Origin of the sequence: Pseudomonas sp. SED1 (assembly GCF_034044025.1) — a bacterium.
GTDB lineage: Bacteria > Pseudomonadota > Gammaproteobacteria > Pseudomonadales > Pseudomonadaceae > Aquipseudomonas.
Window position 1 is genome coordinate 1 of sequence record NZ_JAXCIS010000049.1, and the last position, 15,277, is coordinate 15,277.

10 protein-coding genes are annotated in these 15,277 nt (G+C 60.8%); 4 read left to right on the plus strand and 6 right to left on the minus strand.

Annotation, left to right across the window (positions count from 1 at the left end; all coding sequences use genetic code 11):
* Positions 1-128: 128 nt before the first annotated feature.
* From nfuA to SNL23_RS06400, 3 genes are all read right to left on the minus strand, one after another.
* A complete protein-coding gene (gene nfuA, locus SNL23_RS06390) occupies positions 129-713 on the minus strand; it encodes a Fe-S biogenesis protein NfuA (RefSeq protein ID WP_003210817.1) in 585 nt (194 codons plus the stop codon).
* A 59-nt stretch (positions 714-772) separates the two neighbouring features.
* Positions 773-1,795 (minus strand): acyltransferase family protein, encoded by a 1,023-nt coding sequence (locus tag SNL23_RS06395; RefSeq protein WP_318301857.1) that lies wholly within the window; start codon positions 1,793-1,795, stop codon positions 773-775.
* Between the two features lie 81 nt (positions 1,796-1,876).
* On the minus strand, positions 1,877-4,168 hold the full coding sequence (locus tag SNL23_RS06400; RefSeq protein ID WP_318301858.1) for a fatty acid cis/trans isomerase: 2,292 nt from the start codon (positions 4,166-4,168) through the stop codon (positions 1,877-1,879).
* Between the two features lie 163 nt (positions 4,169-4,331).
* Here SNL23_RS06400 and metH point away from each other — a divergent pair, with 163 nt between their 5' ends.
* On the plus strand, positions 4,332-8,042 hold the full coding sequence (metH, locus tag SNL23_RS06405; protein ID WP_318301859.1) for a methionine synthase: 3,711 nt from the start codon (positions 4,332-4,334) through the stop codon (positions 8,040-8,042).
* Between the two features lie 47 nt (positions 8,043-8,089).
* Entirely contained in the window at positions 8,090-8,308 is a 219-nt protein-coding gene (locus tag SNL23_RS06410) for a DUF2970 domain-containing protein (protein ID WP_076014869.1), read from the plus strand.
* Positions 8,309-8,314: 6 nt separating this feature from the next.
* On the opposite strand, the gene SNL23_RS06415 is transcribed toward SNL23_RS06410, so the two are convergent.
* Entirely contained in the window at positions 8,315-9,394 is a 1,080-nt protein-coding gene (locus tag SNL23_RS06415) for an ABC transporter substrate-binding protein (protein WP_318301860.1), read from the minus strand.
* 450 nt (positions 9,395-9,844) lie between these two features.
* Between SNL23_RS06415 and SNL23_RS06420 the strand changes: the two genes are divergently transcribed.
* Both SNL23_RS06420 and SNL23_RS06425 read left to right on the plus strand, forming a co-directional pair.
* Positions 9,845-11,503 (plus strand): nitrite/sulfite reductase, encoded by a 1,659-nt coding sequence (locus tag SNL23_RS06420; protein WP_318301861.1) that lies wholly within the window; start codon positions 9,845-9,847, stop codon positions 11,501-11,503.
* A complete protein-coding gene (locus tag SNL23_RS06425) occupies positions 11,487-11,981 on the plus strand; it encodes a DUF934 domain-containing protein (RefSeq protein WP_003210798.1) in 495 nt (164 codons plus the stop codon). Before SNL23_RS06420 ends, SNL23_RS06425 begins: the two co-directional genes overlap by 17 nt.
* Before the next feature lie 45 nt (positions 11,982-12,026).
* Here the strand turns inward: SNL23_RS06425 and SNL23_RS06430 are convergent, their stop codons facing one another.
* Together SNL23_RS06430 and SNL23_RS06435 are read right to left on the minus strand one after the other, a co-directional pair.
* Positions 12,027-13,673 (minus strand): SulP family inorganic anion transporter, encoded by a 1,647-nt coding sequence (locus tag SNL23_RS06430; protein WP_318301862.1) that lies wholly within the window; start codon positions 13,671-13,673, stop codon positions 12,027-12,029.
* A 79-nt stretch (positions 13,674-13,752) separates the two neighbouring features.
* On the minus strand, positions 13,753-15,030 hold the full coding sequence (locus tag SNL23_RS06435) for a serine/threonine transporter (protein ID WP_076014873.1): 1,278 nt from the start codon (positions 15,028-15,030) through the stop codon (positions 13,753-13,755).
* Positions 15,031-15,277: the final 247 nt, after the last annotated feature.

A 15,277-nucleotide genomic window follows, 5' to 3' on the forward strand; every position in this document is an offset into this window, starting at 1 on the left:
CAGCAACGGATATGTACACAATGCAACTAACCTAAAACCTCACAAACACCACGCAACCCACTGAATAAAAAGCAAAAAAAAACGGCGCTCACGAGGCGCCGTTTTTTCCACATCCACAGCGAACACCCTTAGTAGTAGGCGTTTTCTTTCTGCGTATGGTCAGTCACATCCCGCACACCCTTGAGCTCCGGAACCCGCTCAAGCAGCGTACGCTCAATCCCCTCACGCAAGGTCACGTCCGCCTGGCCACAGCCCTGGCAACCGCCACCAAACTTCAACACAGCAATACCATCATCAACCACATCAATCAGGCTCACCTGACCACCGTGGCTGGCCAGCCCGGGATTAATCTCGGTCTGCAAGTAATAGTTGATGCGCTCGTTAATCGGGCTATCCGCATTAACGTTCGGTACCTTGGCGTTCGGCGCCTTGATGGTCAGTTGGCCACCCATACGATCAGTGGCGTAATCAACCACCGCATCGTCAAGGAACGCTTCGCTGAATGCATCGATATACGCCGTGAAGCTTTTCAGCCCCAACGCCGTATCTTCAGGTTTTTCTTCTCCCGGCTTGCAGTAGGCAATGCACGTCTCTGCGTACTGGGTGCCGGGCTGGGTGATAAAGACGCGAATCCCGATGCCCGGGGTGTTCTGCTTCGACAGCAGATCAGCCAGGTAATCGTGGGCGGCGTCGGTAATGGTAATAGCGGTCATGGAAACTCCTCGCAGGCTTGCCGGCAGTTTACGCCAAATTATTACCGAGGTACAAAGTCCTAGTATTTTTGTCGGGAAAGCACCAACCGTTCGTCGCCATCGAACCAGCCTTTGAGCCGACGATAACTGCCCTTTTCCAGCCAGTGATAGCTGGCCAGCGACCCAAGGGCGATCAGCACCACGCACACGCCGAGCATCACGTAGGCATTCACCCCATAACGCTGGGCCACAAAACCACCGGCCGACAGCACCAGCACGTGCATCAAATAGACCGAATAGGAACAATCCCCCATCACCCTGAGCAGGCGGCTGCGCTCGAAATAGCGTTCCATCGAAATACAGGCCACCACCAGCACCGCGCTCGGCACGCCCCAGGTCAGGGCGCGCGGTGATGCCGGCCAGTGGTAAATCGCCAACAACGCACCGGCAACACCCGCCAGCGGCAGCCACAGGCCGGGGCGAATCCAGCCCTTGCGGTACAGCATGCCGATGCCAATCCCCAGCAAGAACTCGTACACGATGTCCGAACGATAAAAATCGCTGATCCAGCCAAACGACGTCCACGCCTGGCACACCGCGAACAACAATGCGCCCACCACCAGCACCCGCCACTGCCGCCGAAACAGCAGCGCCCAGGCAAACAGCACGTAGAAGAGCATTTCGTAGTTCAGGGTCCAGCCGACATTCAAGGTCGGGTACATCCCATAACCACCGGGATTTTCGGAAGGTATAAACAGCAATGACATCAACACATGAGCCGCATCGACGCTCTGGTCCGGCAACACCGGCCGGGCAAACACCACCAGCAGTGCCATCAACACCGTGTAGAACCAGTACGCCGGGACGATCCGCAGCAGGCGATACACCAGGAATCGCCAGGGCGGCAGCTGTTTGTTCTCGGTGGAGAGGAAGATCACCAGGCCGCTGATGACGAAGAACACGTCCACGCCCGCCGCGCCCTTGTCGACAAACAGGTGCCCCAGCGCCGAGTCGGCCTGGAAACCAAAGAAAATCTGCATGAAGTGATGACCCACCACGGTCCAGGCCGCCAGGGCGCGCAGTGCCTGTACTGAAATCAACATCGTCGACCCGCTCTCCCAACCCTCGACACCGATTATTCAGGTGCCTCTGGCTTGGGACAGCCGTCGACGGTCAAAGGTCGATCAAAGATTCTCGTAGCGGTTCATGTCCAGCACGCCCTCTTCCAGCGGCGTGGTTTCGTGGAGGTACTGCGACAGGTCGTGGAAGTACTGCCAGAACTGCGGATGGCTGCGGCGAATACCCCAACGGTCGACGATCTTCTCGAAGCGATTGGCGTCCTTGGCGTTCTCCATGGCGGCGACAAACGCCGGCACCTGCTCCGCCGGGATGTTGAACATGAAGTTCGGATAGCTACTCAGCACCCCGGGATAGATAGTCACGGTGTCGAGGCCCGGCTGATAGCGATAAGCCTCACCGAGCATAAAGGCCACGTTGCTGTGGGCGCGGTTGCGCAGCAGGCTGTAGATCTCACGTTTGCCGCTACGGGTTTCGATGCGCAGCAGGGTCGCTTCCGGCAACTGGTCGATCACCTTGAGCCCCGCCGCCGGGCGATTGGTCAGGCGGCTCAGGGCCTGTTCGGCGTCCTGCAGCGCAGGATCAATGCCCCGCCGTGAGCAATAGGCGCTGATACAACGGTTAATCGGGTCCGGGCTGGCGTTCAAGTCGCCGTAACGGGCCAGCAACTGGTTGGCGAAGTCGCGCTTGGGGTCTTTTTCATCGAGCGTCAGCCCAGTGGGCTTGTCATCGTCAATGGCTTCATAGTCCATCCACAGCTTGACCTTGCCACTGTTCTGGTACCAATCGTCGAGGAAATCATCCCGCGAGTCCGCCGGCATCAAACGCAGGAAGTTCTGCTCGGCGCCGTTGCGGATCAGGTCGAAATACAAGCGCGTCTGGGCCTGATGGGAAACGTTGCCGAACACATCGAAATTCACTGCCAACTGGTAGTAGGTGCGCTCCAGCAGCGGATAGTCGAACAGCCACATGGTTTGCGGCACCTCGCCGATCAAGCCCTTGGTCACCGAGGCGCTGTCGAAGTGGCGGAAGATGCTCAGCAAGGCGTTATCGTTGCCCGCCCACAGGGACGCCCAGCTCGGCGGTGGCAGGTCGGCATAGCTGTCTCGGCGCAGCGCTTCGTATTCGTTGCGCTTGTCGCGGTATTTAAGCCACAGGCTGAGCACGCTGCCCACATCGTCAATCTGCCCCGGCATCGCCAGCAACGGCGTGGCCTGGCCGCGGTAGCGGGCATCGGTGATGTACAGGTCGTGGTCGGGGTCCTGGAACAGGGTCCAGAAGTTGTCTCGGATTACGTCCGTGGCGATTTGCCCACGGCATACCGGCCCGCGAATAAAGGTACGCACGAAGTATTCGGCGTTATCCAGCATGAACTGGTAGCGCGCCTTGACCGGAATCGCCTCGAAAGTCTCAAACGGGTTGGCCCGCCGGCCCGGTCCGTAGCCCGGCAAGGCGTTCACCTGCCAGTCATCGGTGTAGAACAGCGACTTGATGCGGGCCATTTTCTCGGCGCTGAACGGATAGGTGATGTGGGTCTTGTGCACGATCACCCCCTGCACCGGCCACAGGCGGTAGTACACCTGAGTGCCCGGGTCGTCGTTGGGGCGACGGGTGTTGATCAGGTCGATCGGTTGCCCGCTCGGGGTGCGCGAACGCACCCACTGGAAGAAATGCCCCGGCTCACCGCCTTCAAAGTAGATATGGGCGAGGAACAGGTGCTCGAACAACCAGCGCGCCACCAGGCTTTCCCGGGCGCCGGGCTGGTTGAACAGGTTTTCCCATTGCTGCACTTGCAGGGCTTCCTGGGCAGTCGGTGCCAGGCCTTGTTCGTCGATCGGTGCACCGGAGGCCAGCCAGCGTTGCAAGGTTTGGTACTGCTGGTCGGTCAGGCCGGTGACGGCCAGCGGCATGCCTTCCTTGGGATGGCTACCTGCGTAGGCGTTGAACTCGCCCGGCATCGGGCAGGTATTTTCGCGGTTCAGGCCCAGCACGATGTCGTCAGGCAGCTTGGCATTGGGCTGCAACGGTGCGTTATGCCCCAGCTCCAGCATGCGCGCCATCAGTGCGGCCTGGCTGCCCTGGGCATCGAGTACCGAGTAGAAACCCTTCTGCTGCCACGCGGCCTTGCCGAAGGCGTCATAGAACAAACGGGTGGGCTGGCTGGCAAGACTGCGTTCGCCGTCGTACACCGGCACTTTGGTCGCGCCACGTGCGGCGCCTTCAGCACTGCCGAGGTTTAGCTGGCAGGCCGAGTCATAACAGGCGTGGCAGGCCACGCACTTCTCGGTGAAGATCGGCTGAATATCACGGGTATAAGAGATCGCCGGAGCGGGACCTTCTGCCTGTGCGGTGCTGGCGACCAGCGCAAAAACGGCGCTGACGATGAGGCGAAGTGACATGTTCCCGGTCCCGGTTCGATGCGTACGGTGAAAACCTGGCGATTCTACCGATGTAACACCCTCGCCAACATGAGCGATATTCATGCAAACCCTGCACATGCTCTAAAAGCGCACAGGTTTGTTATGATCTTCGCCCTCCGTAATACCTGACCAGAGTAGTCCCATGCCCGATCGTAGCGCTCGTCTGCAAGCCCTCCACCAAGCCCTCAAGGAACGCATCCTGATCCTCGACGGCGGCATGGGCACGATGATCCAGAGCTATAAGCTGGAAGAGCAGGACTACCGTGGCAAACGCTTCGCCGACTGGCCGAGCGACGTCAAGGGCAATAACGACCTGCTGGTGATCACCCGCCCGGACGTGATCGGCGGCATCGAAAAAGCCTACCTGGATGCCGGCGCCGACATCCTGGAAACCAACACCTTCAACGCCACGCGCATTTCCATGGCCGATTACGGCATGGAAGACCTGGCCTACGAATTAAACGTAGAAGGCGCGCGCCTGGCGCGCAAGATCGCCGACGCCAAGACCCTCGAAAACCCGGCCAAGCCGCGTTTCGTCGCCGGCGTGCTGGGCCCGACCAGCCGTACCTGCTCGCTGTCGCCCGATGTAAACAACCCCGGCTACCGCAACGTGACCTTCGATGAGCTGGTGGAAAACTACACCGAAGCCACCAAGGGCCTGATCGAGGGTGGCGCCGACCTGATCCTGATCGAAACCATTTTCGACACCCTCAACGCCAAGGCCGCGATTTTCGCCGTACAGGGCGTGTTCGAGGAGTTGAACGTCGAGTTGCCGATCATGATCTCCGGCACCATCACCGACGCCTCCGGCCGTACCCTGTCGGGCCAGACCACCGAAGCCTTCTGGAACTCGGTCAGCCACGCCAAGCCTTTGTCTGTGGGCCTCAACTGTGCCCTGGGTGCCAGCGAGTTGCGCCCGTACCTGGAAGAGCTGTCGAACAAGGCCAACACCCACGTTTCCGCCCACCCGAACGCCGGCCTGCCCAACGAATTCGGCGAGTACGACGAACTGCCGTCGGAAACCGCCAAGGTCATCGAAGAGTTCGCCCAGAGCGGCTTCCTCAATATTGTCGGCGGTTGCTGCGGCACCACGCCGGGCCACATCGAAGCCATCGCCAAGGCCGTGGCCGGTTACGCACCGCGCCCGATCCCGGACATTCCGAAGGCCTGCCGCCTGTCGGGCCTGGAACCGTTCACCATTGATCGCAGCTCGTTGTTCGTCAACGTCGGCGAGCGGACCAACATCACCGGTTCCGCCCGCTTCGCCCGTCTGATCCGTGAAGACAACTACACCGAAGCCCTGGAAGTCGCCCTGCAGCAGGTGGAAGCCGGCGCCCAGGTGATCGACATCAACATGGACGAAGGCATGCTGGATTCGAAGAAGGCCATGGTGACCTTCCTCAACCTGATTGCCGGCGAGCCGGACATCTCCCGCGTACCGATCATGATCGACTCCTCCAAGTGGGAAGTGATCGAGGCCGGCCTCAAGTGCATCCAGGGCAAGGGCATCGTCAACTCCATCAGCATGAAGGAAGGCGTGGAGCAGTTCATTCACCACGCCAAACTGTGCAAGCGCTACGGCGCGGCAGTGGTGGTAATGGCGTTCGACGAAGCCGGCCAGGCCGACACCGAAGCGCGCAAGAAAGAAATCTGCAAACGCTCCTACGACATCCTGGTGAATGAAGTCGGCTTCCCGCCGGAAGACATCATCTTCGACCCGAACATCTTCGCGGTCGCCACCGGTATCGAGGAGCACAACAACTACGCCGTCGACTTCATCAATGCCTGCGCCTACATCCGCGACGAGCTGCCGTATGCGCTGACTTCCGGCGGCGTGTCCAACGTGTCGTTCTCGTTCCGTGGCAATAACCCGGTGCGTGAAGCGATCCACTCGGTGTTCCTGCTTTACGCGATCCGCAACGGCTTGACCATGGGTATTGTCAACGCCGGACAGCTGGAGATCTACGACCAGATCCCGGCCGAGCTGCGCGACGCGGTGGAAGACGTAGTACTCAACCGCACCCCGGAAGGCACCGACGCCCTCCTCGCCATTGCCGACAAGTACAAAGGCGACGGCAGCGTCAAGGAAGCCGAGACTGAGGAATGGCGTGGCTGGGAAGTCAACAAGCGCTTGGAACACGCGCTGGTCAAGGGCATCACCACCCACATCGTTGAAGACACCGAGGAATCCCGGCAGTCGTTCAAGCGCCCGATCGAGGTGATTGAAGGCCCGTTGATGTCCGGCATGAACATCGTCGGCGACCTGTTCGGCGCCGGTAAAATGTTCCTGCCCCAGGTGGTGAAATCCGCCCGGGTGATGAAGCAGGCCGTGGCTCACTTGATCCCGTTCATCGAGCTGGAAAAGGGCGACAAACCGGAAGCCAAGGGCAAGATCCTGATGGCCACGGTGAAGGGCGACGTGCACGACATCGGCAAGAACATCGTTGGCGTGGTGCTGGGTTGCAACGGCTATGACATCGTCGACCTGGGCGTGATGGTCCCGGCCGAGAAAATCCTGCAGGTGGCCAAGGAACAGAAGTGCGACATCATCGGCCTGTCCGGGCTGATCACCCCGTCCCTGGACGAGATGGTGCACGTCGCCCGCGAGATGCAGCGCCAGGATTTCCACCTGCCGCTGATGATCGGTGGCGCCACCACCTCCAAGGCCCACACGGCGGTGAAGATCGAGCCGAAATACAGCAATGACGCAGTGATCTACGTCACCGACGCCTCCCGCGCCGTGGGCGTGGCAACGCAATTGCTGTCGAAGGAATTGAAGCCGGCGTTCGTTGAAAAAACCCGCCTGGAATACATCGACGTTCGCGAGCGCACCGCCAACCGCAGCGCCCGCACCGAGCGCCTGAGCTACCCGGCCGCCATCGCCAAGAAGCCGCAGTTCGACTGGAGCAGCTACACGCCGGTCAAGCCGACGTTTACCGGTGCCCGAGTGCTGGACAATATCGACCTCAACGTCCTGGCCGAGTACATCGACTGGACGCCGTTCTTTATCTCCTGGGACCTGGCCGGCAAATTCCCGCGCATCCTCACCGATGAAGTCGTGGGTGAAGCCGCGACCTCGCTGTACGCCGACGCCCAGGAAATGCTCAAGAAGCTGATCGACGAAAAACTCATCAGCGCCCGCGCCGTGTTCGGCTTCTGGCCGACCAACCAGGTGCAGGACGATGACCTGGAAGTCTACGGCGACGATGGCCAGCCGATTGCCAAGCTGCACCATTTGCGCCAGCAGATCATCAAGACCGACGGCAAGCCGAACTTCTCCCTGGCCGACTTCGTCGCGCCTAAAGACAGCGGCGTGACCGACTACATCGGTGGCTTTATCACCACCGCTGGCATCGGCGCTGAAGAAGTGGCGAAGGCTTACCAGGACGCTGGCGACGACTACAACTCGATCATGGTTAAAGCGTTGGCCGACCGCCTCGCCGAGGCGTGCGCCGAGTGGCTGCACCAGCAAGTGCGTAAAGAACACTGGGGCTACGCCAAGGACGAAGTGCTGGATAACGAAGCACTGATCAAGGAGCAATACAGCGGCATCCGCCCTGCCCCGGGTTACCCGGCGTGCCCGGATCACACCGAGAAAGCCCAGCTGTTCCAACTGCTGGACCCTGAAGCTCGCGAAATGCACGCGGGTCGCAGCGGCGTGTTCCTGACCGAGCACTACGCGATGTTCCCGGCGGCAGCCGTCAGCGGCTGGTACTTCGCTCACCCGCAGGCGCAGTACTTTGCCGTAGGCAAGATCGACAAGGACCAGGTGGCGAGCTATACCGCCCGCAAGGATCAGGACCTGAGCGTGACCGAGCGCTGGCTGGCGCCTAACCTGGGTTACGACAACTAATCGCTGGATTGACTATGCTGTCCATACACACCTTCACTGGGGGATGTATGGACGATCCAGCCAACCACAAACCACCGACCTTCTGGCAAATGCTCCACAGCGTGATGGCCGCCGCCTTCGGCGTGCAAAGCGGGAAAAACCGTGCCCGCGACTTCACCCACGGCAAGCCCAGCCACTTTGTAGTGCTGGGCATCCTGTTCACCGCCGTCTTTGCCTTGACCCTGTTTGGCATCGTCAAGCTGGTGTTGCACCTGGCCGGTGTTTGAACCCGGTCAATGCATCAGCAGTTGCAGGCTGAACGGGTAACGGTAATCCGCCGGCTTGCCCTGCGCTGACAGCGCGCGAAAATCCACCCCGTAATCCTCGCGCCCATGCACCTGCAATAGCTGGGCGGCGAGGGCCGGGTCGATCAATTGAAATAGCCCGAGCTTGCGCTCACGCCCGCCATGCCCGGCCATGTCCAGCCCCAAGGCATCGTCATGCAGCACCACCATCGCCCAGCCGCCGACAGTAAAGTGCCCCGCCACCAGCGCACTGAGCCGGCCATCGAGCCGTGCCTGGAGGGCTTCAGGCGAACTGTTGACCGCGCTGAACAACACGTCCTTTCCCGGCGTGCGCCCGTCTTCTTGCAGCGCATCCATCGCGCCCAGCGCCATCTCGTCATTGGCTGACCATACGAGTGCCGTCTGCGGGTAGCGCTTGAACAACTGCGTGGCCTGCTCGAAGGCGCGTTGACGGCTCCATTCGCCATACACCATCTGGCGCAGGCGCACCTGGGGGTAATCCACCAGTGCCCGGCGCAGGCCCTCCTCACGCAGTTGCGCCGCAGGGGTGGTCTTGGCGCCGGAGAACGCCAGCAGGTCAAGTGTCTGGCCTTCGGTAACCGGGCCATGCAGGCGCAGCAGTTCCTTGAGCATCAGGTAGCCGGCTTCTTCATCGTTGGCCACCATGCTGCCGATCCAGTTGGGGTATTTGCCGGCATCCAGCAGTTGAGTCTGGTCGGCGGTCAGGGCGTTATTGACGATCAGCAGCTTGACCCCGCTGCCCTGGGACAGGCGCAGGATCTGTGGCGCGATGTACTGCTCGTTGACCAGCACCAGGTAGTCCGGACGCTCTGTGCCTTGCAACGCCTCACGGGCCTGCACCAGTGTGGCCTCGGGGTCGCGCTCGGAATAGCGCACACGCAAATCCAGGCCGAGGTCCCTGGCGGCGGCCTGCATGAATTGCGCGTAGCTGACCCAGAAGGCCTCGGTCGAATTGCCAGGGTTGAGAAACACCACCGACGTCGCCTGGGCAACAGCCCAGAACGGCATGCTCAGCACCAGCAAGCACTTGCAGAGAACCTTCAACATCGTTGTCTGAGCCCTTGGAAATGACGGCCCATGATAATGGCATCGGGCCGATCAATCTCGGCTAATTGCCGATTGTCGGGCAGCAGGGCTCGGTAACGTCCTTTTATTGATGGCTGACCCAGAACACGGCAGTGGAAACCACAAGGATAATCAAGAACAGAATGGCCCAGGCATCGACACTGCTGTCACTTTTGCGGGCTTTGGTCGGATTGCTCATAGCATCGCCTCTTGTCGGTTTTATAGGTGATTGCATAAAGACACGAGCACAGTAAAGATCATGATTGCCCGCATGACAAATGTGGGTATCGCGATAACGGTTCTCATTAGTCGATTTGGTTATTTGCATATACTCAAACATCACTTTTGCGCATAAACGCAAACTGGTATCGTGCGCCGGCTCCGTTGGGAGTGCGCGGCCGTGCGCGCAGATTTGCCGAGAACAGGACCTATATGTACGTATACGACGAATACGATCAGCGCATCATCGAGGACCGCGTCAAGCAGTTCCGTGATCAGACCCGACGCTATCTGGCAGGCGAACTGAGCGAAGAAGAGTTCCGCCCTCTGCGCCTGCAAAATGGCCTTTATGTTCAGCGCTTTGCGCCGATGCTGCGGGTTGCCGTGCCTTATGGCCAACTGACTTCCCGTCAGACGCGCATGATGGCCAAGATTGCCCGCGACTTCGACAAAGGCTACGCCCACATCAGTACCCGCCAGAACGTGCAGTTCAACTGGCCGGCCCTGGAAGACGTGCCGGACATCCTGGCTGAATTGGCCACCGTGCAGATGCACGCCATTCAGACCAGCGGTAACTGCCTGCGCAACGTCACCACCGACCAGTTCGCCGGCGTCGCCGCTGACGAGCTGATCGACCCGCGCCCATGGTGTGAAATCGTCCGTCAATGGACCACCTTCCACCCGGAATTCGCCTACCTGCCACGCAAGTTCAAGATCGCCATCAACGGCTCGACCTCGGACCGCGCAGCCATCGAAGTGCACGATATCGGCCTGGAGCCGGTGCATAACGCGGCGGGCGAGTTGGGCTTCCGTGTTCTCGTCGGCGGTGGCCTTGGCCGTACGCCGGTGGTCGGTGCGTTCATCAACGAATTCCTGCCGTGGCAGGACCTGTTGAGCTACCTCGACGCGATCCTGCGGGTCTACAACCGCTATGGCCGTCGTGACAACAAATACAAGGCCCGGATCAAGATCCTGGTCAAAGCGCTGACCCCTGAGGTGTTTGCCCAGAAGGTCGACGCCGAGATGGAACACCTGCGCGGCGGCCAGACCACCCTGACCGAAGCCGAAGTGCACCGCGTCGCCAAACACTTCGTCGATCCGGACTACAAGGCCCTGAGCAACCAGGACGCCAAACTGGCCGAGCTCGACCAGCAGCACCCGGGTTTCGCCCGCTGGCGCACCCGCAACACCCTGGCCCACAAGAAGCCGGGCTATGTGGCCGTGACCCTGTCGCTGAAACCTACCGGTGTTGCACCGGGCGATATCACCGACAAGCAACTGGACGGCGTCGCCGACCTGGCCGAGCGCTACAGCTTCGGCCAACTGCGCACCTCCCACGAGCAGAACATCATCCTCGCCGACGTCGAACAGTCTCAGCTGTTCACCCTGTGGGGCGAATTGCGCGAGCAGGGTTTTGCCACGCCGAACATCGGCTTGCTGACCGACATCATCTGCTGCCCGGGCGGCGATTTCTGCTCCCTGGCCAACGCCAAATCGATCCCGATTGCCGAATCGATCCAGCGCCGTTTCGACGACCTGGACTACCTGTTCGACATCGGCGAACTGGACCTGAACATTTCCGGTTGCATGAACGCCTGTGGTCACCACCACGTCGGCCACATCGGCATCCTGGGCGTGGACAAGAAAGGCGAAGAATTCTACCAAGTGTCCCTGGGTGGCAGCGCCAGCCGCGATGCGAGCCTGGGCAAGATCCTCGGCCCGTCCTTCGCCCAGGAAGTCATGCCTGACGTGATCGGCAAGCTGATCGACGTGTACGTTGAACAGCGCACCGAAGATGAGCGTTTCATCGACACCTACCAGCGCATCGGCATTGACCTGTTCAAGGAGCGCGTCTATGCAGCGAATCATTAAGAACAACGAAGTCCTCGACGAAACCTGGCACCTGCTGCCCAAGGACGCGAGCTTCGATGGCATCTCCAACTGCGACGACCTGATCGTGCCGCTGGCCCTGTGGCGCGAGCACGCTCACGCCCTCAAGGCCCGCGACGGCGGCCTGGGTGTGTGGCTGGACGCCGATGAAGAAGCCGAAGAGATCGGTGATGACGTGGAGCACTTCCAGGTCATCGCCCTGAACTTCCCGGCCTTCACCGACGGTCGCAACTACTCCAACGCCCGCCTGCTGCGTGACCGTTATGGTTACAAGGGCGAGCTGCGGGCGATTGGTGATGTGCTGCGCGACCAGTTGTTCTACCTGCGCCGTTGCGGGTTCGATGCCTTCGCCTTGCGCGCAGACAAAGACCCGTATGAAGCGCTGGAAAGCCTCAAGGATTTCTCGGTGACGTACCAGGCGGCGACGGATGAACCGTTGCCGTTGTTCCGCCGCCGTTAAGCCTCGCTTCAATAAAAAGCCCCGACTATTCGGGGCTTTTTGCATTCAGGCGGTGGGTTGCAACGCGAGTTGCACCGCACCATCGACACTCAACCCGCTGATCAGCACCTGCGGCGCGCACGCTTCAGGCAACGTCTGCAACACCTCCTGTGCCTCATGCCGTACGCGGGCCAGCACCAGGCACTTGCCCTCCCCTTGCACCTGGACGAAAAACGCCTGCAACGCCTCGATGGTGGTGCCATCGAGGTCAGGCGATTCTTCCAGGCTGAGCACCACCGTGTGCACCGGGAACGTAGCGTGCCGCATCAGGCTCAACACCGCCCCCAGCACTCGCTCGGCATTCGCAAAGAACAGCGCTTCGCTGGGCCGCACGATCAGAACACCCGGGATCTGTTCGGCGCTCGGGTGATGCAGCAAGTCGACAAAATCATGCCCACCGTCAATGCGCCCCAGCTCACGCACATCCGCCGACGACATCTGGCGCAGCATCAACACCACGCTGATGCCGACCGCCACCAGCAGACCGTCCAGCACGCCGAGCACCAACACCGCCGCCACCGCGCAAATCACCAGCAACCGGTCGCGCCGCCAGGAGAAATAGCGGCCCAAGGGTTGCAGGCTCAAGCCCCGACCCAAGGCGTAGATAACGATGGCGGCGAGCACCGGCTCCGGCGTCAGTGCAACTAACGGCAGCACTGTAAGGACGATCAGCAACACCACCAGCGCCGCGACCGCCCCCGCCAGTCGAGAATTGGCGCCCGCTGCCTCATTGGCCGAGGTCGCCGAGTAACCGGCCCCGGCGGGCATACCCTGAAACAGCCCGGACAGCAGATTGGCGGCCCCCAGCGCCAGCAGGTCGCGATTGGATGACACGCGGTCGCCATGCTTGAGGGCGAATGAGCTGATGGAGCCGTAGGACTCGGCGTAAAGAATCATCACCATGGCAAACGCCAACTCCCCCAGGCGCAGCCAGTCGGCGAACGGCAACACCGGAAGGTGCGCAAACTCCAGGCGCAGGTCGATCACACCGATCAACGCCACGCCATGGGCCTGCAAATCCAGCCACTGGCCGGCGGCTATCCCGAGGATCACCACCAGCAGTCCCCCCGGCAGGCGCCGGACCCGCGCGCACAGCCACAGCAAGAGCAATGCGACACCCGCGACTGATGCGGCGGCCCAGTTCCAGCGCGGCAATTGCTCCAGAAGTTGGGGCAGGAAGCGAATCAGGTTGTTATCGGTCAGGTGTACGCCCACCACGCTGGCCAGTTGCTTGAGGATGATCGTCAACGCCAGCCCGAAGGCAAAGCCACGCAGCACCGGCTTGGCGATAAACGAGGTCAGCCCGCCCAGCTTGAGCAACCCGGCCAGCAGGAAAAACGCCCCGGTCACCATTACCAGGCCAATTGCCAGGCTCAACCTGAGTGTCGGGTCGTCCCCCGCCAGCGTCGCGGTAGCTGCCGCCAGCACCGCCGCCGAGGATGACGTGGCGGAGACGATCGCGAAGCGGCTGGTACCGAACAGGCCGTAGCACAGTAACCCGGCGAACAAGGCGATCACGCCTGCCTGGGGCGGCAACGCAGCGATGGTGGAATAGGCCACGGCCTCGGGCAGCAGCAAGCCGGCGATGGACAGGCCGGCCAGCAAGTCTTGTGCACGGTTCGGCGTGGAGTCGCTCTCAGGCTTGATGTTCAATCCCTAATTCCCTGGCAAAAAAACGGCCAATCCGCAGTCTGCGAATTGGCCGTGATCATTGCACTGAAACCGGGTGCTGTCAGGACATCAGCGAGTAAATCAGCGCGGTAATCGCCACCAGGCCCACCGCCGTCACAAACACGTTGGACGCCTGGCCACGGTACTTGGCCATCGCCGGTACCTTGCGGATCGCGTACATCGGCATCAGGAACAGGATCGACGCAATGATCGGCCCGCCCAAAGTCTCGATCATGCCGAGGATGCTCGGGTTGAGAGTGGCGACTATCCAGCACACCACCAGCATGAAGGCAGCCGTCATGCGGTCCAGGGTCTTGGCAGCGGGACGACGGCCGCTTTTGAGCACCAGGCCCTTGAGGCCTTCACTGGCGCCGATGTAGTGGCCCAGGAACGACTTGGCAATCGCCACAAACGCGATCAACGGCGCGGCGAACGCGATGGTCGGGTTGCTGAAGTGGTTCGCCAGGTACGACAGGATCGACAGGTTCTGCGCCTTGGCTTCGGCCAACTGCGCCGGGGACAGGGTCAGGACGCAACTGAACACGAAGAACAGCACCATCACCACCATCAGGATGTGCGCCCGGGACAGGATCTGCGAGCTGCGTTCTTCAGCGTGTTCGCCGTACTGGCGCTTCTGGTCCACCGCAAAGGCCGAGATGATCGGCGAGTGGTTGAACGAGAACACCATCACCGGAATTGCCAGCCACAGGGTATGCAGCAGCGCCGACGGGGCCGGCACGGTGCTGGCGGTGCTGAGGATGCCGCCATTCCAGTGCGGCACCAGATACACCGCCAGGAACAGCAAGGCAACGATAAACGGATACACCATCAGGCTCATGGCCTTGACGATCACCTGCTCGCCACAACGCACCACGGCCAGCAGGCCGAGGATCAGCACCAGCGACAGGATCGCCCGCGGTGGCGGCGCAATGTGCAGTTGATGCTCCATGAAGCTGCCGACGGTGTTGGTCAGCGCCACGCTGTAGATCAGCAGGATCGGGAAGATCGCGAAGAAGTACAGCAAGGTGATCGCGGCACCGGCCTTAAGGCCGAAGTGTTCCTCGACCACGTCGGTGATATCCGAGCCTTCACGGCCCGAGAGTACAAAGCGGGTCAGGCCACGGTGAGCGAAAAACGTCATCGGGAACGCCAGCAGCGCGAGGATCACCAACGGCCAGAAGCCGCCAAGGCCCGCGTTGATCGGCAGGAACAAGGTGCCGGCGCCGATGGCCGTACCGAACAGCCCGAGCATCCAGGTGGTGTCCTGGCGGCTCCAGCTTGTGAGGGTTGCAGGTGTCGTTGCGTAGCGTTCGTCGACGCTATTGGCCTGATCATTCATCCGTTCGGATCTCCGCATTCACTCAGTCGGGGCGAGTCAGAAAAACCTGACAGGCAGCGCCACGACCGAAACAGGGGCGCGATTGTCCGGGATTCGCTTGAATAAGCAAAGACTTAGCTGAGGAATGGTTGTGCGGAGCAGGTGATTGGAGAGGTTTGATGAGTACCGTTTTTATATTTCATTAAAAATCTATTTTATAAATTCCAGCCATCATGTATTTTTAATGCCACGCCTCTCACTGGAATAT

Coding starts and splice junctions, on each gene's coding strand:
- nfuA (WP_003210817.1), bottom strand. CDS start 713: ATGACCGCTATTACCATTACCGACGCCGCCCACGATTACCTGGCTGAT.
- SNL23_RS06395 (WP_318301857.1), bottom strand. CDS start 1,795: ATGTTGATTTCAGTACAGGCACTGCGCGCCCTGGCGGCCTGGACCGTG.
- SNL23_RS06400 (WP_318301858.1), bottom strand. CDS start 4,168: ATGTCACTTCGCCTCATCGTCAGCGCCGTTTTTGCGCTGGTCGCCAGC.
- metH (WP_318301859.1), top strand. CDS start 4,332: ATGCCCGATCGTAGCGCTCGTCTGCAAGCCCTCCACCAAGCCCTCAAG.
- SNL23_RS06410 (WP_076014869.1), top strand. CDS start 8,090: ATGGACGATCCAGCCAACCACAAACCACCGACCTTCTGGCAAATGCTC.
- SNL23_RS06415 (WP_318301860.1), bottom strand. CDS start 9,394: ATGTTGAAGGTTCTCTGCAAGTGCTTGCTGGTGCTGAGCATGCCGTTC.
- SNL23_RS06420 (WP_318301861.1), top strand. CDS start 9,845: ATGTACGTATACGACGAATACGATCAGCGCATCATCGAGGACCGCGTC.
- SNL23_RS06425 (WP_003210798.1), top strand. CDS start 11,487: ATGCAGCGAATCATTAAGAACAACGAAGTCCTCGACGAAACCTGGCAC.
- SNL23_RS06435 (WP_076014873.1), bottom strand. CDS start 15,030: ATGAATGATCAGGCCAATAGCGTCGACGAACGCTACGCAACGACACCT.